Annotated in this window: 20 protein-coding genes; 7 read left to right on the top strand and 13 right to left on the bottom strand. The window is 37.9% G+C overall.

The window, feature by feature from the left end:
* Nucleotides 1-31 precede the first annotated feature (31 nt).
* The 6 genes from era to gpmI all read right to left on the bottom strand — a co-directional run bounded on the left by era (nt 32) and on the right by gpmI (nt 5,726).
* Nucleotides 32-907, bottom strand: coding sequence for a GTPase Era (gene era, locus CDW55_RS07690; RefSeq protein ID WP_088469171.1), 876 nt, complete (start codon nt 905-907; stop codon nt 32-34).
* A gap of 96 nt (nt 908-1,003) precedes the next feature.
* Nucleotides 1,004-1,768, bottom strand: a complete 765-nt coding sequence (locus CDW55_RS07685; protein ID WP_088469170.1) for a class I SAM-dependent methyltransferase — start codon at nt 1,766-1,768, stop codon at nt 1,004-1,006.
* Complete coding sequence (gene map / locus CDW55_RS07680) at nt 1,768-2,577, bottom strand: type I methionyl aminopeptidase (RefSeq protein WP_088469169.1); 810 nt, start codon at nt 2,575-2,577, stop codon at nt 1,768-1,770. The genes CDW55_RS07685 and map overlap by 1 nt, the downstream gene beginning before the upstream one ends.
* A gap of 12 nt (nt 2,578-2,589) precedes the next feature.
* Complete coding sequence (locus tag CDW55_RS07675; RefSeq protein WP_088469168.1) at nt 2,590-3,021, bottom strand: BT0820 family HAD-type phosphatase; 432 nt, start codon at nt 3,019-3,021, stop codon at nt 2,590-2,592.
* 87 nt (nt 3,022-3,108) lie between these two features.
* Nucleotides 3,109-4,086, bottom strand: a complete 978-nt coding sequence (locus CDW55_RS07670) for an acyl-ACP desaturase (protein ID WP_088469167.1) — start codon at nt 4,084-4,086, stop codon at nt 3,109-3,111.
* A 110-nt stretch (nt 4,087-4,196) separates the two neighbouring features.
* On the bottom strand, nt 4,197-5,726 hold the full coding sequence (gpmI, locus tag CDW55_RS07665; RefSeq protein WP_088469166.1) for a 2,3-bisphosphoglycerate-independent phosphoglycerate mutase: 1,530 nt from the start codon (nt 5,724-5,726) through the stop codon (nt 4,197-4,199).
* A 121-nt stretch (nt 5,727-5,847) separates the two neighbouring features.
* Here gpmI and CDW55_RS07660 point away from each other — a divergent pair, with 121 nt between their 5' ends.
* Nucleotides 5,848-6,534, top strand: a complete 687-nt coding sequence (locus CDW55_RS07660; protein ID WP_088469165.1) for an SIR2 family NAD-dependent protein deacylase — start codon at nt 5,848-5,850, stop codon at nt 6,532-6,534.
* Between the two features lie 166 nt (nt 6,535-6,700).
* On the opposite strand, the gene CDW55_RS07655 is transcribed toward CDW55_RS07660, so the two are convergent.
* The 3 genes from CDW55_RS07655 to CDW55_RS07640 form a co-directional block, all read right to left on the bottom strand.
* On the bottom strand, nt 6,701-7,345 hold the full coding sequence (locus CDW55_RS07655) for a response regulator transcription factor (protein ID WP_088469164.1): 645 nt from the start codon (nt 7,343-7,345) through the stop codon (nt 6,701-6,703).
* Nucleotides 7,346-7,350: 5 nt separating this feature from the next.
* A complete protein-coding gene (locus CDW55_RS07650; protein ID WP_143332943.1) occupies nt 7,351-8,076 on the bottom strand; it encodes a sensor histidine kinase in 726 nt (241 codons plus the stop codon).
* A gap of 728 nt (nt 8,077-8,804) precedes the next feature.
* Nucleotides 8,805-9,359: a hypothetical protein gene (locus tag CDW55_RS07640; RefSeq protein WP_143332942.1), complete on the bottom strand. Its 555-nt coding sequence runs from the start codon at nt 9,357-9,359 to the stop codon at nt 8,805-8,807.
* Nucleotides 9,360-9,445: 86 nt separating this feature from the next.
* On the opposite strand from CDW55_RS07640, the gene CDW55_RS07635 reads away from it, so the two are divergent.
* The 3 genes from CDW55_RS07635 (at nt 9,446) to CDW55_RS07625 (ending at nt 12,795) form a co-directional block, all read left to right on the top strand.
* Nucleotides 9,446-10,114, top strand: a complete 669-nt coding sequence (locus CDW55_RS07635; protein WP_088469160.1) for a YggS family pyridoxal phosphate-dependent enzyme — start codon at nt 9,446-9,448, stop codon at nt 10,112-10,114.
* A 78-nt stretch (nt 10,115-10,192) separates the two neighbouring features.
* Nucleotides 10,193-11,377 carry a sigma-54-dependent transcriptional regulator gene (locus CDW55_RS07630; protein ID WP_088469159.1) on the top strand — a complete coding sequence of 395 codons (1,185 nt, stop codon included), beginning with the start codon at nt 10,193-10,195 and terminating at the stop codon, nt 11,375-11,377.
* 56 nt (nt 11,378-11,433) lie between these two features.
* A complete protein-coding gene (locus CDW55_RS07625; protein WP_088469158.1) occupies nt 11,434-12,795 on the top strand; it encodes an MATE family efflux transporter in 1,362 nt (453 codons plus the stop codon).
* A 70-nt stretch (nt 12,796-12,865) separates the two neighbouring features.
* On the opposite strand, the gene CDW55_RS07620 is transcribed toward CDW55_RS07625, so the two are convergent.
* Genes CDW55_RS07620 through CDW55_RS07605 form a run of 4 tightly spaced genes read right to left on the bottom strand, consistent with a single transcriptional unit; the run spans nt 12,866 to nt 19,040 of the window.
* Nucleotides 12,866-16,021 (bottom strand): efflux RND transporter permease subunit, encoded by a 3,156-nt coding sequence (locus CDW55_RS07620; protein WP_088469157.1) that lies wholly within the window; start codon nt 16,019-16,021, stop codon nt 12,866-12,868.
* 20 nt (nt 16,022-16,041) lie between these two features.
* Nucleotides 16,042-17,097, bottom strand: a complete 1,056-nt coding sequence (locus CDW55_RS07615) for an efflux RND transporter periplasmic adaptor subunit (RefSeq protein ID WP_088469156.1) — start codon at nt 17,095-17,097, stop codon at nt 16,042-16,044.
* A gap of 6 nt (nt 17,098-17,103) precedes the next feature.
* Nucleotides 17,104-18,441, bottom strand: coding sequence for a TolC family protein (locus CDW55_RS07610; RefSeq protein WP_088469155.1), 1,338 nt, complete (start codon nt 18,439-18,441; stop codon nt 17,104-17,106).
* Nucleotides 18,441-19,040 (bottom strand): TetR/AcrR family transcriptional regulator, encoded by a 600-nt coding sequence (locus tag CDW55_RS07605; protein WP_088469154.1) that lies wholly within the window; start codon nt 19,038-19,040, stop codon nt 18,441-18,443. The genes CDW55_RS07610 and CDW55_RS07605 overlap by 1 nt, the downstream gene beginning before the upstream one ends.
* A 236-nt stretch (nt 19,041-19,276) precedes the next feature.
* Between CDW55_RS07605 and CDW55_RS07600 the strand changes: the two genes are divergently transcribed.
* From CDW55_RS07600 to CDW55_RS07590, 3 genes are all read left to right on the top strand, one after another.
* Nucleotides 19,277-20,161, top strand: a complete 885-nt coding sequence (locus CDW55_RS07600; RefSeq protein WP_088469153.1) for a hypothetical protein — start codon at nt 19,277-19,279, stop codon at nt 20,159-20,161.
* A 183-nt stretch (nt 20,162-20,344) separates the two neighbouring features.
* Nucleotides 20,345-20,758, top strand: a complete 414-nt coding sequence (locus CDW55_RS07595) for a hypothetical protein (protein WP_088469152.1) — start codon at nt 20,345-20,347, stop codon at nt 20,756-20,758.
* A 9-nt stretch (nt 20,759-20,767) separates the two neighbouring features.
* Nucleotides 20,768-21,499: a curli production assembly/transport protein CsgE gene (locus CDW55_RS07590; RefSeq protein WP_228399623.1), complete on the top strand. Its 732-nt coding sequence runs from the start codon at nt 20,768-20,770 to the stop codon at nt 21,497-21,499.

Genomic DNA, 21,499 nt, shown 5'->3' with positions numbered 1-21,499 from the left:
CTTTGTAAAACGCAATGGCTGGGCTTTTTGTTTATCGATATCCGAAATTCTTTAAATCCCTTTCATTTTTCCGCCAGTCTTTTTTCACTTTTACAAAAAGATTCAGATGTATTTTTTTGGCGAAGAATTTTTCCAGATCAAGTCGCGCTTCGGTTCCAACTTTCTTAATGGCTTCACCTTTATGACCGATAATAATTCCTTTTTGGGTGTCTCTTTCAACATAAATAATGGAGTCAATGAAGATAATTCCTTCTTTTTCCTTAAACATTTCGGTAACAACTTCTACAGAATACGGAATTTCTTTCTCGTAATTCAACAGGATTTTTTCACGGATCGCTTCGTTAACGAAGAATCTTTCAGGCTTATCGGTATAAAGATCTTTATCGTAATATGGTGGATTTTCCGGAAGCAAAGATTTCAGTTTTGGTAAGATTACATCGGTATTGAAACCTTTTAAAGCAGAGATAGGAAGAATTTCAGCCTTTGGAATTCTTTCGTGCCACTGCTCCATTGCTTTTTCAAGATCTTCCTGGTTGGATTCGTCAATTTTATTGATCAGAATAAGAACCGGAACCGGAATTTTATTGAGTTTTTCTACCAAAAATTCGAAAGGTTCAGTTTTATCTAAAATATCAACAATAAACAAGAAAACATCGGCATCCTGAAGAGAATCCTTCACAAAATCCATCATTTTTTCCTGTAAACCGTACTTCGGATCCAAAACTCCCGGCGTATCCGAAAATACAATCTGTAAATCTTCTTCGTTGTACATCCCAAAAATCCTGTGTCTTGTGGTTTGTGCTTTCTGGGTAACAATCGCGAGCTTCTCGCCCATCAGTTTATTAAGAAGTGTTGATTTCCCGACATTGGGTTTCCCAACGATATTTACGAATCCTGCCTTGTGCATTTTAATTGAAATTTAAGTGATTTTTCAGAATGGTGATGAATCGGAATTCCCTGTTCTGAAAACTATCTTGCAAAGATAGCGATAATTGAATTGTTATTATTTGAAAACTACCGGAAGGATTTCATTTTCAATAAGACCAAATTTTTTTCGATTTTCATCGGAAAATTTTCTTGAATAAAAATTGATATCGGTTTGAAAACCAACACTTTTTAGTCTTTCAAAGTAATCCATTCCGTACCAGCGAACGTGGTCGTACTGCCCGAAATGTTTCTGTCTTTCTTTAGGATCGTTAATACTGAAATCTTCGTAGGTTTTTTCTAAAGAATTTTTCATCGGAACCTGAAAAATTCCCCATCCGCCTTTTCTCATTATGCGATAAAGCTCGCTCATCGCCTTTCTGTCGTCTTCAATATGCTCCAAAACGTGATTGCAAAAAATGATGTCAAAGCTTTCATCTTCAAACGGAAGATCTAGAATATCTGCTTTTACATCAACAATCGGTGAAAACAAATCGGCTGAAGTATAATCCAGATTTTTCATTTTTTTGAATTTCCTTAGAAATTCCTGTTCCGGCGCAATGTGAAGAACTTTATAATTTTTGGTAAAAAAATCGGTTTCATTTTTCAGATAAAGCCACATTTGGCGGTGTCTTTCGAGACTTAAAGTTCCCGGAGAAAGTGCATTTTCGCGCTGTCTTCCGTATCCGTAAGGTAAAAATTTACGGTAAGATTTGCCGTCAATCGGATCGGTGAATGTATTGCCTTTAAACAACTGATAAATCAACGGCCGAAGAAAAATGCTTAAGTTAATAAGCATTGGTCTTGGGATTTTGTTTAAAAGGAATTTGGTGATTTTTTTCATTAAAAATCCAGCGTAAATGGTTTTTCTTCGTCGCTTACAATTCCCAGCGCTTCATAAATATAGCTGAATGTTGAAAGCAAAACGGGTTTGCCATTAATAATACAAACATCATGTTCGAAATGCGCAGAAGGTGAATTGTCGAGAGAAGTCACCGTCCATCCATCATCGTGAAACTTCACTTTTTCGGTTCCTAAATTTACCATAGGTTCGATGGCGAGTACAATTCCGTCTTTTAGAACTTTTCCGCTGCCTTTTCTGCCGTAATTCGGTACCTGAGGATCTTCGTGCATTTTTCTGCCCAAACCGTGCCCAACCAATTCGCGCACAACACCATAACCGTGTTTTTCACAATGTTCCTGAATGGCATTGGAGATATCTCCTACTCTTTTTCCGCGGACGCACTGTGCAATGCCTTTGTATAAAGATTCTTTGGTAACCTTCAGCATTTTTTTGGTCTCTGGAGCTACTTCGCCCACCTCGAATGAATAGGCATGGTCCCCATAAAAACCATTCATATACACACCACAATCCACTGAAAGGATGTCGCCTTCCACCAAAGGTTTGTCGTTCGGAATGCCGTGTACTACTTCTGCGTTAGGCGAAATACAAAGGTTTTTTGGGAAACCGTACATTCCTAAAAATGCAGGTTCGCCACCGTGATCACGGATGAATTCGCCACCAAGTTTATCCAAATGGTTGGTTGTAGCGCCGGGTTTTATTTCTTTGGCAAGCATTCCTAAAGTTTTGGAAACAAGTTGTGCACTTTCGCGCATCAGCCTCAGCTCGTCGAGTGTCTTTAATATAATCATAGGAAATAACTTTTACCAGAAAAGTCCTTTTTTCTTGTCTTTTTTAATTTTAGAATAGGCTAAAACTTCTGAGCCTTCAACACGGAATTCGATTCTTTCATTGATGATGTTATAGATTTCGCCCCAACCCGGAAATCCGCCAAGGTTTCTGTCATCGATAAATAAATCGGCATCAATTTTTCGCGAAGCTTGTGAATGATCAAAAATTTCACCTTCAAAACTTGAATTAACGGCATAAAATTCAACACCATTTTTTTTGCAGAATTCTACAGCTTCATCTAAAGTTTTCCCGTGTCTGTAAGTCCACAAAATTAATCTGTAACCTTCGGACTGAAGTTTTTTAAGGGTTTCAAATGCAAAAGTTTTGGGTTTGCCAATTCCGGGATATGCGTCTTCAACAATAGTTCCGTCGAAATCAATGGCCAGTTTTTTATTGCTTTTCATTATTCTAAAATTTCAGATGTGCAAAGATAATAAAATAAAAGAGCGGTTGAAAAACAACCACTCCCAGAAATTAATTATTAAGCTGTATTATGATTTTACCCATTTAAACTGGTATTCTAAATCAGGAGTTGCAATTCTGTCGGTAATTCTTTGAAGCCTGGCCGGAAGTTTCATTAAATATTCCTGTGCTTTTTCAGCTTTTTCGGTAAGTCCGGAGATATGTTCAATTTTCCAGTCTGCAAGAAGATCACTGAGAATGTTGATGTAATCCTGACCGGTGTAAACCATAGCTCTTTGTGCCGCATCGGAGAAATGTCCCCAAAGTTCACCTGCTTTCTGGCCAGATTCGCGCATTAAGTGTGCAGGCATCACGATTTTTTTACGCATCATGTCTTCAAAAGCAAGCATCATTTCGGATGGATCCAGTTCAAATATTCTTGTAACGAACTGTTTGTAGGCTTTTGCATGTCGGGCTTCGTCAGCAGCGATCACACCACACATTCTCGATAATTTGGTATTTCCTGTCTGTTTGGCAAGAGAGCCTACTCTACGGTGCGAAATATTAGTTGCCGTTTCCTGAAAACTGGTATATACAAAATTTCTGTAAGGATCCATAGACGTTCCGATATCGAAACCGTCCTGAATTAAATACTGTGTGGTAATTTCTACTTCGCGCATATTTACGCGGCCACATAGATAAAGGTATTTGTTGAGCAAATCGCCATGACGGTTTTCTTCAGCAGTCCAGCTTCTAACCCACTGCGACCAGCCGGATCTGTTTTCCTGTTCTACACCGTCGATTCCCATAATCCAGGATTCATAACTCGGCAATGCCTCTTCGGTGATACAGTCGCCGATTAGGGTAACAAAAAGATCGTATCCCATTTCCTGAGCATAGGTCTGAAGCTCCTCTACATCGTGCTTAAAGCTATCTGCAGAAGGATCCGGAAGGAAATCTGTAGGTTGCCAAATTTTTTCAACAGGCGTTAAATAGGAGGAAATAAAGTCATCAACTTCTTTACCTAAATTCCGCATGACTTCAATTCTCACTAATTTATTATACATTATTTTGCTTTTTAGAAGAGACAAATATATATTAAATTTTAGTATTTCATGCATAGCTTTTTTGAAAAACTAAAAATTAATCGCCTAAAAAGATATTATTTTATGTAAAACTAACTCACAAGAATTTCTCCGGTCATGATTTCCGGAACCGGAACGCCCATTACTGTTAAAATTGAAGGAGCAACATCACCCAATTTACCAGGTTTTAAATTCCATGTTCGGTCTTTATCCATTACGATCAGCGGAACCAGATTTGTTGAATGTTGGGTATTTGGACTTCCGTCCGGATTTTTCATCACATCAGAATTTCCATGATCCGCAAGAATGAAAACGGCATAACCGTGTTCATAACCTGCAGTTGCAACTTTCTGGATGCAGGAATCTACGGTTTCCGCTGCTTTCACGGCTGCAGAAAAAACGCCAGTATGGCCTACCATATCGGTATTTGCAAAATTCAGGCAGATAAAATCTGCTGTCTCATTTTCGATTTCCGGGAGAATTTTTTCTGTAATGTCATAAGCAGACATTTCCGGTTTGAAATCGTAAGTCGGAACATCTTTTGGGCTTGGGCAAAGCAATCTTCTTTCTCCTAAAAATTCGTCTTCTCTTCCGCCGGAAAAGAAAAACGTAACATGCGGATATTTCTCAGTTTCTGCTACCCTAATCTGGGTTTTTCCGTTCCGCTCTAAAATTTCGCCCATGGTTTGCTCCAGAACCTTTTCGTCGAAAACCACTTTAATATTTTTATAATCTTTATCATAGTTCGTCATTGTAACATAATAAAGATTAAGATGGTTCATTCCAAATTCAGGAAAATCGTTCTGTGAAAGGACTTCTGTAATTTCCCGCCCGCGATCTGTCCGGAAGTTGAAACAGAAAACCACATCATCATTTTCAATCTTAGTAACAGGCAAATTACTTTCTTTTAGGCAGATAATCGGACGCAGGAATTCGTCGGTAATTCCGTCTTTATAACAGTTGTCGAATGTAGATAAAATATCATGTGTAGGCTCACCTATTCCTTTTACAAGGGCATCATAAGCTAATTTTACACGCTCCCATCTTTTATCACGATCCATCGCGTAATATCTTCCGGTAACTGAAGCGAGTTTCCCTGTCGTAAGTTTCATGTGATCTAAAATGTCTGCAATAAAACCCTTCCCCGAATGCGGATCACAGTCGCGTCCATCAGTAAATGCGTGCACAAAAACATCGTCATTCAAGCCATACTCATGCGCTGCGGTGAGCAAACCTTTTAAATGATTGATATGGGAATGAACGCCTCCATCGGAAACTAATCCAATAAAATGAACTTTTTTCTTGTTCAAACTGGCATATTCAAATGCCTGGGTAATTACATTTTCTTTTCCTAAAGTTGCATTTTCGACAGCCATGTTAAGTTTTACCAGATTTTGATAAACAACTCTTCCGGCGCCTAAATTCATGTGGCCTACTTCCGAATTCCCCATCTGCCCGAAAGGCAAGCCGACAGCAATTCCGCTGGCTTCCAGCGTTGTATTAGGGAAATTATTATAACAGGAATCTATAAAAGGGGTGTTTGCCTGAGCGATCGCTGAAACTTCCGGGTCAGTTCCTAATCCCCACCCGTCGAGTATGGCTAAAATGGCTTTCTTTGACATTTTGAATATATTTTATTATGCTTACAAATTTAGCGATTTTGTAAACAATTTCCATAAATTTAAGCCGCAGTCTTTTAAAGCAAGTTTTAGCAACATTAATAATTATTTTTAAAGTAGAATCATGAAAAAGAAATTGGTAGTATTTTCCGGTGCAGGGATTTCTGCAGAAAGCGGCGTGAAGACATTCCGGGATTCGAATGGGTTGTGGGAAAATCACCGCATTGAGGATGTTGCGAGTTTTGAAGGCTTTGAGAAAAATCCGCAGATGGTACTGGACTTTTATAACGCTAGAAGAAAACAACTATTGGAAGTAAAACCAAATGCTGCACACTTAATATTAGCGGAACTGGAAGCGTTTTTTGATGTGGAAATTATTACCCAAAATGTAGATGATCTTCATGAAAGAGCGGGCTCAAGTAAGGTTATCCATCTTCATGGTGAACTGTTGAAAGTACGTCCACTTAATTCAGAAACTGAAATTTTCCACTGGGAAAAAGATTTATATGTGGGTGATTGCGATGCCAATGGTGTTCAGCTCCGTCCGCACATTGTTTGGTTTGGTGAAATTGTTCCTGAAATGGAGAAGGCAATTCAGTTAGCTTCAGAAGCAGAGATTTTTTTAATTATCGGAACATCGATGCAGGTTTATCCGGCTGCTGGGCTTATAGATTATGTTCCGGCGAACTGCGAAATTTTTGTAATCGACCCAAATCTTGAAAACAGTTATGCAAAATATGAGAACTTTTTTAAAACTTCCGCGACTGAAGGAGTGAAGATTTTGAGGGAGCTATTGATGCGTAAATATTAAAAATTGTAAACATGCTTTAAGCGATTTAAATACTTACTTTTTTGGTATTTAAAAATAAAAAAGAACCAGCCAAAAACCGGTTCTCTTTTTTTCATTATTTGTGTCATATTTGATACCACAAAAGTAATTAATAATTATCTTAAAAATACCGTGAAAACACCCTTTTTTAACATAAGTTGTGTTTTATTGCAAACAGAACAATACCGACGCGGGTTTTTACATTAAGTTTCAGAAAAATTGAATCTCTGTAACCATCTATGGTACGGGGACTTACGAACATCTGATCTGCAATTTCCCTATAGGTAAGTTCGGAGCAGGCAAGTTTAATAAATTCCAGTTCACGGTCTTTTAAAGTTTCATTCAGGTTTTTCATGAATTTTTCTTCAGTTTTAATTTTCAAAAGACTCTGGGTAACCATATCGGTATAAAAAATGCCTTTTTCATGCACGATATTAATGGCATTAAAAAGAATATCGGGCGACATATCTTTGAGCAGATAGCCTTTAGCGCCGGCTTTCATCATTTTAATAATTGTTCCTTCATTATCCTCCATTGTTAAAGCGATTACTTTGAGATTAGGAAATTTACGTGAAATTTCCGCCGTCGTTTCAATACCGTTTTTAATCGGCATATTAATGTCCATTAAAACAACATCGGGATAAGTTTTTACTTTCTCCAGCTCGTCTATAAAATCCTGTCCGTTGAAACAGTTCATCGTAACCTGAAAGTTAGGATTCAGTGAAATCATATTTTCAAGCGCTTTAGAAACCAGCTTGTGATCATCCACAATTGCAACTTTTACAGCTTCCATGTTTTTTATTTTTTGGGATATATAAGTTTTAGAACTGTACCCACATTTGCTTTACTTGTAATCTGCAAATCTGCATTCATCATCAAAGCTCTTTTCTTCATATTGTTGAGTCCGGAACCGTCTGTCTTCCCTCCTTTAATTCCTACCCCATTATCCTGAATGATTATTTTCAATGTTTTGGGACTGTCTTTAACTTCTATATTTAGGTTTTTCGCTTTTGAATGTTTAAGTGTATTATTCACACTTTCCTGAATGATTCTAAAGATGATAACCCCATCTTTCGGGTTAATTTCAATATCATGTTTATTGCTACGGAGTTCAATGTCAATTAATTTCAGTCTGGCAATTCTGTTCATTTCGATTTCCAGGGTATCAATAAGTCCGAAATGCTCTACTTGATCCGTTATAAAAGTTTTTGACATATTCCTAATGTCCTGAATGGTTTCCCCCAGCAATTCGTTAATCTCCGATAAACTTACTTTAGCCATTTCATCACACTGTGAAATCAATTGATTAATCATAAGTTTGGCTACAGAAAGCTTCTGCCCAATATCGTCGTGCAGTTCCTGACCTATATAGTTTAAAGTAACTTCGCGCATCTCAATCTGTGCAAGGGTAAGTTCCTGCTGAAATTTCATGTCATTCTCTTTTTGGGAAAGCAACAACTCGCCTTTTTTTCTTACGTAGAATACATAGATCAAAACCATCATTAATACTACGGACAGTATCATGATGGTTGAAATTATAATCAATATGTCAACTTCATTGGCTTTCAATGATTATCCATAATTAATATTTCTTTTCTACTAAAAAAAATACCTGCCAGCATAATGGTATATCCCGTAAAGTTAACAGAATAAAGTAATATGAGAAAAATATTTTTAGAAATTGATAACTGAATTGCATTTTTACTCATAATAATCAGTGGTAAAACGCCCAAATAAATTACAATAAGGCTTATGGAAATCCAGAAAGGATAATAGGTTATAATGTTAAATATTTTCTCGGAATTAAATGTTTCAAAGAAAAAAAGCGTAATGGAAAGCAAAAGCAGAAATATTGTGATAAAGTATGTTATATAAGGAAGAAATAAAAAGAAATCATCTATAAATATTACTGACAATATAATATTCAGAAAATTTAAACAGACAATTCCTAACTGTATGTTCTTCGAACGCCGCTTTTCGAGAATTTTATAGTAATAGATGAGAACCGTACTTAAAGAACAAATAATTACTCCTCCGGACATAAATGGTGTGGAATTATATTGTTCTCCATACATTATTTTACCGATGGTCGCGAATAATTCTGATAGGAATACAAAAATCATGGATATAATAAAATACCAGATGTGCGGCCCCAAATGTTTTCTTCTAATGATTAATAAAATAATAATAATAAAATAAATAACCAGTAAAGCACCGGTTAAATACAACCTGTTAATTTCCATAGCATTGGTCTAGTAAGGAGGGTTTGCCGAAGAAAAGTCCATACCTGGAACGCCTTCGATTTCTTCACCTTTCATTGATGAACTTTGTTTTGTAGAAGATTCTTCCTTATCAGCAGAAATTACCGTCGGAATTAAATAAACAGTCTGATATCCATAGAGTTTGGAGTCTAACCGGGAATCAAAATCACCTTTTTCAGGATATTGTCCCATTTTTATTTTTATTCCTGTTACCTTCTGATTTTTGCTTTCGGCTTCTTTTTTTGCAAAAGCGATATAGCCTTCCAGATCTTCTAAAGTATACCAAAATTCACGGGAATCTGGGTTGTTCTTACTACGTTTTTCGTTGATATACCTGTAGTTGTTTGCGGAGTAAGTCGAATCCAGTTTCAACATGAGATCTTTATCAATCATTTTTTTCTGGTAACTGCTGGTAACTTCTGTCTGGGTCACTTCTAGCTTACCTTCGCCGGAATTTTCCTGCTTATTTGCCTGATTACAACCTGCTAAAACAACCGTTGACAGCACACACAGCAACCCACCGAAAGTATAGATTTTTTTTTTCATAATTTTTATTTTAACCAAAAATACTTTATATTTGATTACGAAATACAGTAAAAACACCCTTTTTTACTGATTATGCAAAAAACCTCATGTCTTCTAAAGAAATCAACACCAATTATCAAAGAATTAAAAACAATTTACCAGATGATGTACAGCTAGTTGCGGTATCAAAAACTCATCCTGCAGAAAAAATAATGGAGGTTTATAGTCTTGGCCAGCGTATATTCGGTGAAAATAAAGTACAGGAACTGCGTGAAAAGCAACCGCTGCTTCCAAAGGATATTCAATGGCATCTTATCGGTCATCTCCAAACCAATAAAGTAAAATATATTGCAGATTTTATTGATACAATACAAAGTGTAGATTCAGCTAAACTATTGGAAGAAATCGACCGACAGGCAGCCAAGCATAACAGGAAAATTAAGGTTCTGCTTCAGGTGAAAATAGCAGAAGAAGAATCTAAATTCGGTTTAGAAATTCATGAAGCCAAAGAACTTTTCACAGATTGGTTGAATGGTAATTATCCAAACATAGAAATAGAGGGTTTAATGGGAATGGCGACGTTCACCGATAATAAAGACCAAGTGATGAAAGAATTCACTTTCCTAAAACAAATTTTCGATAAAATGTGTCTGCAAAAACCATTAAAAATTTTATCAATGGGAATGAGCGACGATTACCCACTCGCCATCACTTGTGGAGCAAATTCTGTACGAATAGGGTCTGCCATTTTCGGACAAAGACAATATGACCTCTAATTCGTTTTAGGTACGTTTATTGCTACATATTCTGCAAATTCTAAAACTGAATTTTATTAAATCCATAAATTTTTATTAATGCAAAAAATCTTAATTGTTGAAGATGAAAAAGCCATTTCTGGCGTACTTCAAAGTATCCTTTCCGATGAACTGCCGGATTACGAATTTGTAATTGCCGAAGACGGGCTGGAGGGATTAAAGCATATTGAGAAAGAAGATTTCGCTTTGGTGGTTTCCGATATTAAAATGCCTAAAGTTTCGGGTACTGAACTGTTGAAACAGGCTTTACAGTTAAAACCCGACACTACTTTTGTAATGATTTCCGGACATGCAGACATCGATACTGCGGTAGATTGTCTGAAAGAAGGTGCTTATGATTTTATATCGAAACCAATTGACATTAACCGCCTTATTACGAGTGTAAAAAATGCTTTAGACAAAAGAAACCTCACCAGAACCAACCAGGTTCTTAAAGTAGAAAACACGACTTTAAAAAAGAAAGTCAATAAAAAATACCAGATGATCGGTCAGTCTGCTGCCCTGAAGAAAATTCAGGACATGATTGAAAAAGTAGCCACCTCCGATGCCAGGGTTTTAATTACAGGACCAAACGGAGCCGGAAAAGAACTTGTAGCCCACTCCATCCATGCGCAAAGTGACCGAAGTAAAGGACCAATGATTGAAGTAAATTGCGCCGCAATTCCTTCGGAACTTATCGAGTCTGAACTTTTCGGTCATGTGAAAGGAAGTTTTACGGGAGCAATTAAAGATAAGCAGGGGAAATTTGAACTTGCCAATAACGGAACTATATTTCTTGATGAAATTGGTGACATGAGTCTTGTTGCACAGGCAAAAGTACTTCGTGCACTGCAGGAAAGCAAAGTTTCGCCTGTTGGCAGCGATAAAGAGATTAAGGTTGACGTTAGAGTTTTGGCGGCCACCAATAAAAATATGAAAGCCGAAATTGAAGCCGGAAAGTTCAGAGAAGACCTTTATCACAGGCTTTCGGTTATTGAAATTTATGTTCCACCGCTGGATGAACGAAAAGAAGATATTCGACTGTTGGTTGAACATTTTTCAAAAATTATCTCTGAGGAACACGGAACCGCACAAAAAACTTTTGATGAGAAAGCCATTGCAGCCCTCGAGAATTTCAGTTGGACCGGTAATATCCGGGAGCTCCGTAACGTAGTAGAACGGCTCATTATCTTAGGCTCAAATCCGGTTTCGGCAGAGGATGTTGAGAATTTTGTAAGGAAATAATAACATTAAGTAAATAAACCAGGAAGTTTGCAGTATTTTTGCTGCAAATTTTTTTTATGAAATTTCTCAATAAGCAATACACCAAAGCGTGTCTCACACTGGCGCTTCCGGTAATGATTACACAGGTGGGCCAGGTTTCGGTTAATTTATTCGATAATATTATTGTCGGTAAACTTCTGGGTGCGCAGGCTCTGGCATCGGTTTCCCTGGGAAATGCTGTGTTTTTCTCGATTTTCGTATTTGCGCTGGGATTTTCATTTGCTATTCCGCCATTGGTTTCTGAGGCACATTCGCAGGAAAAGCACAGCGTCATCAATTCTGTATTCCGCCATGGATTTGTCATTAATATCGGCATTGGTTTATTGCTGATGATACTTCTCTATGCTGCCATGCCTCTCCTCTATCACATGGATCAGCCGGAAGAAATTATTCCTGACACGATAGGTTTTCTCAGCATTATGACGATAAGCATCCTACCGTTCATGGTTTTCCAGACACTGCGTGAAGTTTCCGAGGGTTTGTCGTATACAATCGGTGTTACCAAAGCTACCATTATTGCAAACGTTATTAATGTTGGTTTGAATTATGTTTTCATAAAAGGAATGTTCGGATTTCCTCCGATGGGCGTAAAAGGTTCTGCCTTAGCCAGTTTAATTGCAAGAATTTTTATGATGGTATTTCTTTACTATGTATTGCTGAAAGAGGAAAAAACAAGAAGATACATCAAAGCATTTTCTTTAAAAATCGCAGAATTTTCCAAAGAAATGTTCAGAAAAATGCTGAAAATAGGATTTCCTACTGCGTTGCAGATGTTTTTTGAAGTTACAGCATTTGCGGGTGCTGCTTTCATCTGTGGTCTGGTATCGGCAAAAGACATTGCATCACACCAGATTGCACTCTCAATGGCATCATTTACCTTTAATCTCTGTGTCGGATTCAGCGTGGCATCAACCGTTTTGATTGGCCGAAAATTAGGAGAAAGGGACTATGTGGGATTAAAAAATATAGGCATTAATAACCTGAAACTCGTATTTATTTTTATGTTTGTTTGTGGTTTGTTTTTTATCATCGGAAGACACATTCTGCCCACATTCTTTACGAAACCTGAAGATGTAGATGTGGTTCAGCTTGCTGCAAAACTCATGATTATCGCTGCACTGTTCCAACTTTCAGATGGTATTCAGGTGGTGGCTCTGGGAAGTCTCCGGGGAATACAGGACGTGAAAATCCCATCAATCATCACCTTTATCGCCTACTGGCTTATTGCAATTCCGTTGGGCTATGTACTTTGTGTTCCGTTAAAGATGGGCGCTTTCGGCATGTGGATTGCCCTTGGTCTTGGTCTGACTGTATCAGCAGCTTTGCTTGTTTACAGGTTTTTGAGTCTATCTCAAAGAAAAATCAATGCTGCGATATAATTAAATATTTAAATAATAAAAAAATCCCTGAAATAACTTCAGGGATTTTTTTATTTAGAAAAGTTGTTGATTAAAAATCAATTTCCTGTTCTGGATGGATGTGCTCGTAATCAGCCACCATTTCCTCCTCGTAGTTTGTTTTTTCCTTCTTAGAAAAACGGTATTCCAGTTTTACAACAATCAGATATACCACAGGTACAATGATCAGCGTAAGGAAAAGCGATGAAATTAGACCACCAATGATAACGATCGCCAGACCATTATTCATTTCCGCAGCAGCACCGGAAGCCAACGCAATTGGAAGCATACCGAAAACCATCGCAATGGTTGTCATAAGAATCGGTCTTAACCTTGCATGGTTAGCCTGAATCAGCGCGTTCTCAATGGTTTCGCCTTTATCGAGTCTGTGGTTGGCAAAGTCTACGAGTAATATAGCATTCTTCGCTACAAGACCGATAAGCATAATAATACCAAGGATCGTAAAGATATTTAAACTCTGGTTGGTTAATGCCAGTGCCCAAAGTGCTCCGATAAATGATAACGGAATTGAGAACAGTACGATAAACGGTTTCAGAAAGTCATCGTAAAGTACCACCATAATCATGTAAACAAGCATAATCGCAGCCAGTAAAGCTACTCCCAACGTTCCGAAACCTTCGCTTTGGTTCTCCATATTACCGCCCCAAACCCAGTTTACACCGGCAGGTTTTTTAACTTCAGCCATTTTTGCTTCCCATTCGGCAGCTACGGCTCCGGTTGTTTTTCCTACAGTCTGTGCCTGAACGGTAACTGAAGGTGAACGGTCATAACGCTCAAGCAACGCCGGGCCGGAAGTAAAGTTGATGTCTGCAAACTGCGATAACTGAATTCTGAAACCATCTTTATTAACAAAGTTGATATTCCGCACGTCATCAATACTTGTACGGTTGGCTTCATCCAGGATGATATTGATATCATATTCATTATTTCCGGTACGGAATTTATTGTCGGTATTTCCACTGAAAGCGGTTCGCAGCGTTTGTCCTACTGTAGCAACATTCAACCCAAGAGATGTCATTTTATCACGGTCTACCGTAACTGAAATTTCCGGATTTCCTTCTTCTACACTCAGTTTTATTTCAGAGGCACCGTCAATTTTATGCAGTTGCGCTTCGGCAGTTTTTGCATAAGACATTGCGTCTTCCAGGGTGGTTCCGGTTACTGTCATTTGAAGCGGCGCCTCTTCTGCACCCATAAAACCGACGGGTACCGTTGTAACTTTAGCGCCGACCAATACTTTTTCCAGTTCACGTTTCAGCTTGGCAGCATATACTTTGGTATCATCTTCTCTTTCAGATTTAGGCACCAATTCAAGACTGATTTCAGATTTATAGTTGGTAGACTGCATTGCGCCCATACCTCCACTCACCTGACCTACCGAGGTAATCATCTTTACGATTTCAGGTTTTTGCGCAAGATATTTTTCTGCATCCTGCGTGATAAAGTTGGTTTCTTCAAGAGAAGTATCTTTCGGCATTTCAATCTGTACGAGGAATTCTCCTTTATCAGTTCCCGGGAAGAAATCGGAGCCGATGTAACCCATTACTGCCAATGCAATTGCACTAACAAATAAAATAACGGTAATCCCAAAAGTTTTCAGTTTGTTTACTAAACTCCATTTCAGGATTCCTTCAATTCTGTGGGTAAACCAGGTAAGTCCGTCCTCGAATTTTTCAAGTATTTTACCAAAGAAAGATTTATTGTCAATAACTTCCAGCTTTCCATAACGTGAGAAAAGCCAAGGTACAACGGTAAAAGATACTAACAATGAAAGCAATGTTGCGATAATCACCGTAACACAAAATTGGGAAATAATATCTGAAACCAAACCGGAACTCATCGCTATCGGAAGAAATACCACTACAATTACCAAGGTAATGGCAGTAACGGTAAAACCAATTTCTTTTGCTCCGTCATAAGATGCACGCACTTTATTCTTGCCCATCTCCATGTGGCGGTGAATATTCTCGATAACTACAATCGCGTCATCCACAAGAATACCTACCACAAGGGAAAGCCCTAGCAAACTCATAAGGTTCAAACTGTAACCCAGAATATACATCCCAATAAATGTTGCAATAAGCGATGTTGGAATCGCCACCATTACAATAAGCGCGTTTCTGAAACTGTGTAAGAAGAACATCATTACAAACGCCACAAGCCCAATAGCAATCAATAAATCTTTGATTACAGCATTCGCCGCTTCAAGGGTAAATATGGAAGTATCACTGGCTATTGCAATTTTGATGTTACGGTCTTTGTACTGCTCTTGAATCTGGGCGATTTTCATCTGCACCAGTTCACTTACCTCTACCGCATTGGCATCAGTCTGCTTCTGTACCTGGAGCATCATGGTATTTTCCTGATTGATACGGGCAATTTTATCTGCTACCTTCTGCGTGTCCTGAACTTCAGCAATGTCGGAAAGGCGGATGTTCTGACCATTTTTTGAAGAAATGGTAAGATTTCTGAGTTCTTCAACTGATGTAATTTTCCCTGCCAGACGGATGAGTGTGCTGTTTTCACGGGTCTTCAAACTTCCCGTAGGGAAATCGAGGTTTGACATGGTGATCATCTGCTGAACTTCGGGGATGGTAAGTCCGTAACCTTCAAGTTTTTCCTGATTAAGGTTGATGCGGATTTCGCGTTCCTGTCCACCGATGATGTCTACTTTTGATACGCCGGGAATCCTAGAAAATTCAGGCTGAATTCTTTGGTCAATGAGTTCGTAGAGTTCATTCTCAGTCAAATTACCGGTTACCCCCATTCTTACGATCGGCATATCCGAAAGCGAGAACTGGGTAAGCGAAGGTTCATCGATGTCTTCTGGAAGATCGGAACGGATTGCGTTAATCTTTCGCTGGGCTTCATTCAAAGCAAAATCCACATCGGCATCATTATTAAACTGAATAATAACTACCGAAAGACTTTCGTATGATTTGGACTGAATTTTCTTTACGCCTTCCAAAGCCGAAACCGCGTCTTCTATTTTTCTGGAAACTGTATTTTCTACCTCTGCCGGCGATGCACCTGGATATACTGTGGCAACGGTTACTACCTTTACTTCGAATTTTGGAATAAGCTCGTAATTGAGCTGGGTATAGCTGAAGAGTCCACCAATGATCAGTAATGCAAGCATTACGATGACCAAACTGGGTCTCTTAATCGATACTTCTGCTAATTTCATTTATTTATTTTTACCGATTATTACTTAAGTTTACGGATAGGAGTTTTATCTGTCAGGTTAATCTGGCCGCTGGTTACAACTTCGTCACCAGCCTTCAAACCACTGATAACTTCTACACGGTCGCCGTAGTTTACACCTCCTTTAATCTTTGTGAGATAGGCGATATTGTTTCTTACAACAAATACCTGATTATCACTTACACTTCCCACAAAAGCATCACGTGGAATGGTAAGTACGTTGGTTGCACCACTTCTGTTGAATATTGCGGTTCCGTACATTCCTGCTTTCAGTTTATTAAAACTGTTCGGTACTGTAATTTCTACCGGGAATTTTAATGCGCCGGAAGCTGATGGTGCAATAAATGTGATTCTTCCGTCAATCGCTCCTTCAATCACATCAGGCTGAACTTTTACTGTATTTCCTACTGAAAGCTGGCTGACCATAGACTGATCTACATCTACCTTAAGTTTAACCGATGAAATATCTACAACTTCAACAATAGGAGTTCCGGCACCAACAACAGTTCCAACTTCTACAAATTTCTGGTTTACGATTCCGCTTACTTTTGAAACCACATTGGTATCGCCCGACTGAAGGTTTGCAGACTGTAACTGAGTTCTGGCGTTTTTAACCTGAAGTCTTGCCTGATCAAGCTGCAAAGCAGTAACTCCACCGGTTTTATAAGCCTGTTCATAACGGTTTAGGGCCATAATTGCATTATCCAGATTTGCTTTTGCACCTGAAACATTAACATTCAGTTTTTCACCGGCAAGTCTTCCGATACTTTGTCCGGCTCTTACATAACTTCCTTCTTTAACGTAAAGAGCGATAAGCTGCCCGCCCATTTCTGCGGAGATCTGCGCCTGGCGGTTTGGAAGGAAAGTTCCGTTAACAGAAAATTCTCCGCTTACATCTTCGGTTTTTACAATGGCGGTACGAACTGCTACGTCCTTATTTTTCTCTGCTACCACAGCCACTTTCTCTTCGTTGCTTTTTTTGTTGCGCTGAAGGATAAAGAAAAAAGCCACACCAATCCCGAGGATGGCCAATATTGTAATGATGGTATTTTTTTTCATAGTTTATTAATTAATATCGTTTAAAGTTTTTAGTTTACCTTGAGATTTCAGCAGGTCGATTTCTGCAAGTTTGTAATCGAGTTTTGCTTTTGTAAGATTATTTTTTGCTTCGGTGAGATCGCGCTCCGCATCCAAAATATCATTAAGTGTAGCGAGACCGTGCTGGTAATTGCTTCTTGTATTGGAGAGCACGTTTTCGGCCAGCTTTACGTTTTCTTCCTGCATGCCGATCATGGTCATGTTATTCTCCAGATTAGTAATCGCATTTTTATGTTCAAGATCTAATCCAAGTTGTGTTTCTCTTAAATCTGCCTGGGCTTTTTCAATTTCAATTTTGTTCAGTTCAACCCTTGATTTTGTCGCGAAACCGTTGAAAATAGGAACTCGAATATTGAGCGCAATGGATGCCATATCCGACCAATAAACGCCATCATCTTTGCCGTTCCACAAAGGCATTTTTTGTCCTTGCCCAAGGAATCCGTAATTAGCGCTGAGGGCTGCGGTAGGATAAAATTCGGCTTCAGAAGCTTTTTTTTGCCATTCGAGCAGTTCGAGCTGCTTATTCATGAGTTTGATTTCGGTTCTTTCTGATAAATCGGCTGTTCGGTCCGGAAGTAATGCAGGTTCAAAAGTCTGTTCAGGCAACGTAATTTCCTGGGACATGGGCATCCCAATCATAAATTTCAAAGCATTTTCTGTAAGATCCACAGTGTTTTCAAGTTGCTGAACTCCTGAACTCACATTATTTCTTGCAACCACTACCCTGTCGTAATCGATTTTTCTGGCTAAGCCTGCATCGTATAAACCTTTAATGATTTTAATGGTTTGGTTCGTGATTGAGAGGTTGCTTTCGGCATTCTTAAGCATTTGATCTGCCTGATAAACCTGAAAATATGCGTTTGCCACTTTTTCGATAATTTGTTCTTCAGTAAGCTGGGCATTAATAAGGTAAAATTCTTTTGTAGATTTTGCCGCTTTCAATCCCACAAAAACCGATTGGTTAAAAAGGTTTTGGGTAAGCTGTACCATGTTGCTGGAGGTCCATTTCTGTCCGAAAGAAACTTTTACCTGCTGTCCCGGAGCGCCAAACATTTCGCCTGGCAAAACCGTTTCCTGCAATAGCGGATTGTATGCCGTACTGCTGTTGAAACTTATATTCGGATAAGCATTGGCCTTTACTTCGGCAATCTGTGCGTCTCCTTTCCGTATGTTCAGCCTTGCTTTCTCAGCCTCTGCTTTATGCTGCAGTGCGTAGGAAATGGCTTCAGGAAGGGTGAGCACTTTAGTTTCCTGACCAAAGACGAGGCCTCCACACAGGATGAAACTTAAAATTATCTTCTTCATTATTTTAAATTGTTATATTTTTTTAATTGTTCTTTTCCTTTTTCGGTTGTAATTGCGTTCATGTAAAACATAAATGCTTCGTTGTTGTATTCGGTTCTGTCAATTATTGAGGTGTCCAGGAACGGTGAGCTGTCGTAGGACATTGCAAGCTGAAAGAATAATTTCGCATAAATGGTTGCATTGAAATCTTCACGGTAATAGCCCTGTTGGCGGCCTCTTTCAATATTATGAACCATTACTTCCGAAAATTTTTCAGCGAAATCCATCATATGTTTGTTGAAAATGGCAGGATAATATTTGATGAGTTGCCGAATAAGAAGCGAATTATTAGACTGTACCGCCCTTTCAATATGTTCATCACGACAGAACATACGTTCTACCGCATTTTCTACCTGAACATCGAGTTCATTAAGTTTTACGATGACTTCTTCGAGTTTAAATGCGAGAACATCTTCCAAAAGTGCTTCTTTATTTGCATACTTCTGATAAAGTGTTTTTTTCGACATTCCGAACTCTTTTGCAATATCATCCATAGTAAGCGTCTTTGCACCGTTATCGATGAAGAGCTCCACTACTTTTTCCAGAAATTTTTTATCCATTGATGATAATTTTGCTGCAAATATACAACGATGGAAACTAGTAAACCAAAAAAGTTTCCTGGTTTTTTAACTGGTATTATTAATTTGATATATTAAAGATATAAATGTAATAGGTGTAATCACCTCACAAATCATTGTTTATGGTGATATTTTAATTTTCATTTGAATAGGTGATTTTTTTATTTTCTAATCATTCTACATTTGTCTCACAAACTAACCAATAAAATTTTTTAACCATGAAAAAATTATTTGCAAGTGTTATTACACTTATGACTTTCGGATTCGGATATTCTCAAGGGAATATTGATGTATCAACCCAAGTAGGGAATTTAAATGAGGGCTATGTTACCCAAACAGGTTTAGTAAACCTTAATTTACTTACCCAGGACGGAAACCGTAACATTGCTACCATTGATCAGGTGGGAGCAGGTAACATGAATTTTGCGTTGAGTGATGGTAACAGAAACAATATAGATGTTGACCAAGTAGGAATTATGAACATTAATGATGTTGAGCAGCACGGTAACAGAAACTCGGCCTCAACTTCACAGCTAGGTCTATTGAATTATACTGAACAAATGCAAATTGGGAATAGGAATACCGTTTCATCTGATCAATCCGGTGCATTTAATGAAGCTTATCAATACCAGGATGGTAATCGAAATGATGCCAGTACAATACAGTTGGGTATGGGTAACCTTTCAGACCAAGAGCAAATCGGTAACAGAAATATAGCCACGTCGCTTCAGGTAGGTTTTGACAATGTAGTAAGACAAGAACAGTGGGGCAACCGAAATGACGCTGCTGCAACACAATTGGGATCAGACAATTATATTTGGCAAACACAAGATGGTAACGATAACAATGCGACTCATTTACAGCTAGGTGATAATAATTATGCAGATTCATGGCAAGTGGGTAACGACAATACCAACATGGGAATGCAAGTGGGAAATGATAATACGCTGTTCCAATGGCAAAGTGGAAATGACAACACCGCAATGGATTTACAGCTAGGTAATGACAACTATACATTTGTTGGACAATCCGGTAATAATCATTTACATGTAGGAACTCAAATCGGAAACAGTAATACACTGGTTAGTTTACAATCTAACTAATTTGTTTACATTCTTAATTATAGGGGAATCATCAGGTTCCCCTATTTTCTTTCCGTAACTTTTTAACGTTAAAAGTTCCGGGTTAAATAACCCTTAGCACTACCTGAAAACTGTTATAAACAAAACTAACAAATAGCAGGGATATGTAAATCACGGGTAATAACTAATTTTATCTTCCTAACCATGAATACTTTAGCAAAAATATTGTCTGTAAATCTGCTGATGTGCCTTTTAGTTGTAACAGGCCAACAGTTTTCTTTTGAGAATATCAACAGCAAGAATGCTATGGCTATTGTTGCCCAAATACAGGATAACTCTATTTCGACTAAAAACTATGAGGTTACAACTGTGCAATATGGTACTCACAATTTTGCGGAAATATATGCCAACAGCAACACCAATCTCTCAACCTTACAATTAGGAGATTACAATTATCTTAATTTCAATAATGTTTTCGAAAAGACACGTGCAAGCGCTGTTATTACGACACAGGGAAATAATAATATTATTGATGTGGTAGGAAGCAACAGTATTTCTGAGAAAATGCAGTTACATGTAAAGGGAGATAATATGACGATATACATGAGAAACTATTAATTCTTAAAGATGAAAATTCTAACACCTATATTTTTTTTTCTTCTTGTGTGTTCTATTCAACAAATAAAAGCACAACAAGAAAAAAGTGAAATATCATCAAAAATCGAAAGTAATTTTATTGAAGGACAACTAACACTAAAGGCTACAGCAAGTAACCACACAACCGCCTATCGAGAACTTAACTATCTTTTTGTTTCTATTAAAAAAAGTAAATCCGGTAATCTTTCGAACAACAAGCAGTCAGGCAAGTTCACATTAAAACCGGATGAAACCAAAACCCTTAGTCAGATGAGTGTTAACATTCAAAAAAATGATGCATTAAAGGTTTTTTTATTCATAAAAGAAGAGGAAACTGACAAGCCTGTATCTAAAGACAGTTTAGAGATTAACGCTAATATGTTTCAGGATAAAATCACGAATATCAATGAAAATGAAATCTTTGAATTAAAAGGTATTACTATAGATCAAACCAAGACAAAAGCAGGTAAAGATTTCTACGACCTTTTTTACCTTGAATATTCGAAATTGCCGGAGAAAATAAGCAGTGTAATTACCATCGATGAAACGCCAACTATGGGAAGGGGAAGCCAGATTTCTATAGGGTTAGAAGATAGAACCTTATACAGCTTTATTGCAAATCCAAGTGAAGATTATCTTACGGAACAGGCAACTTTAAGTGTAAAAATAATTCTGGATTACAACAGAAAAAAAAGTTTGATTAGAAATGAATTCAGATACTAA

This window comes from Chryseobacterium sp. VAUSW3, assembly GCF_002205795.1.
In the GTDB taxonomy this organism is placed as follows: Bacteria; Bacteroidota; Bacteroidia; order Flavobacteriales; family Weeksellaceae; genus Kaistella; species Kaistella yananensis.
This window is presented reverse-complemented; position numbering and strand designations above follow the sequence as displayed.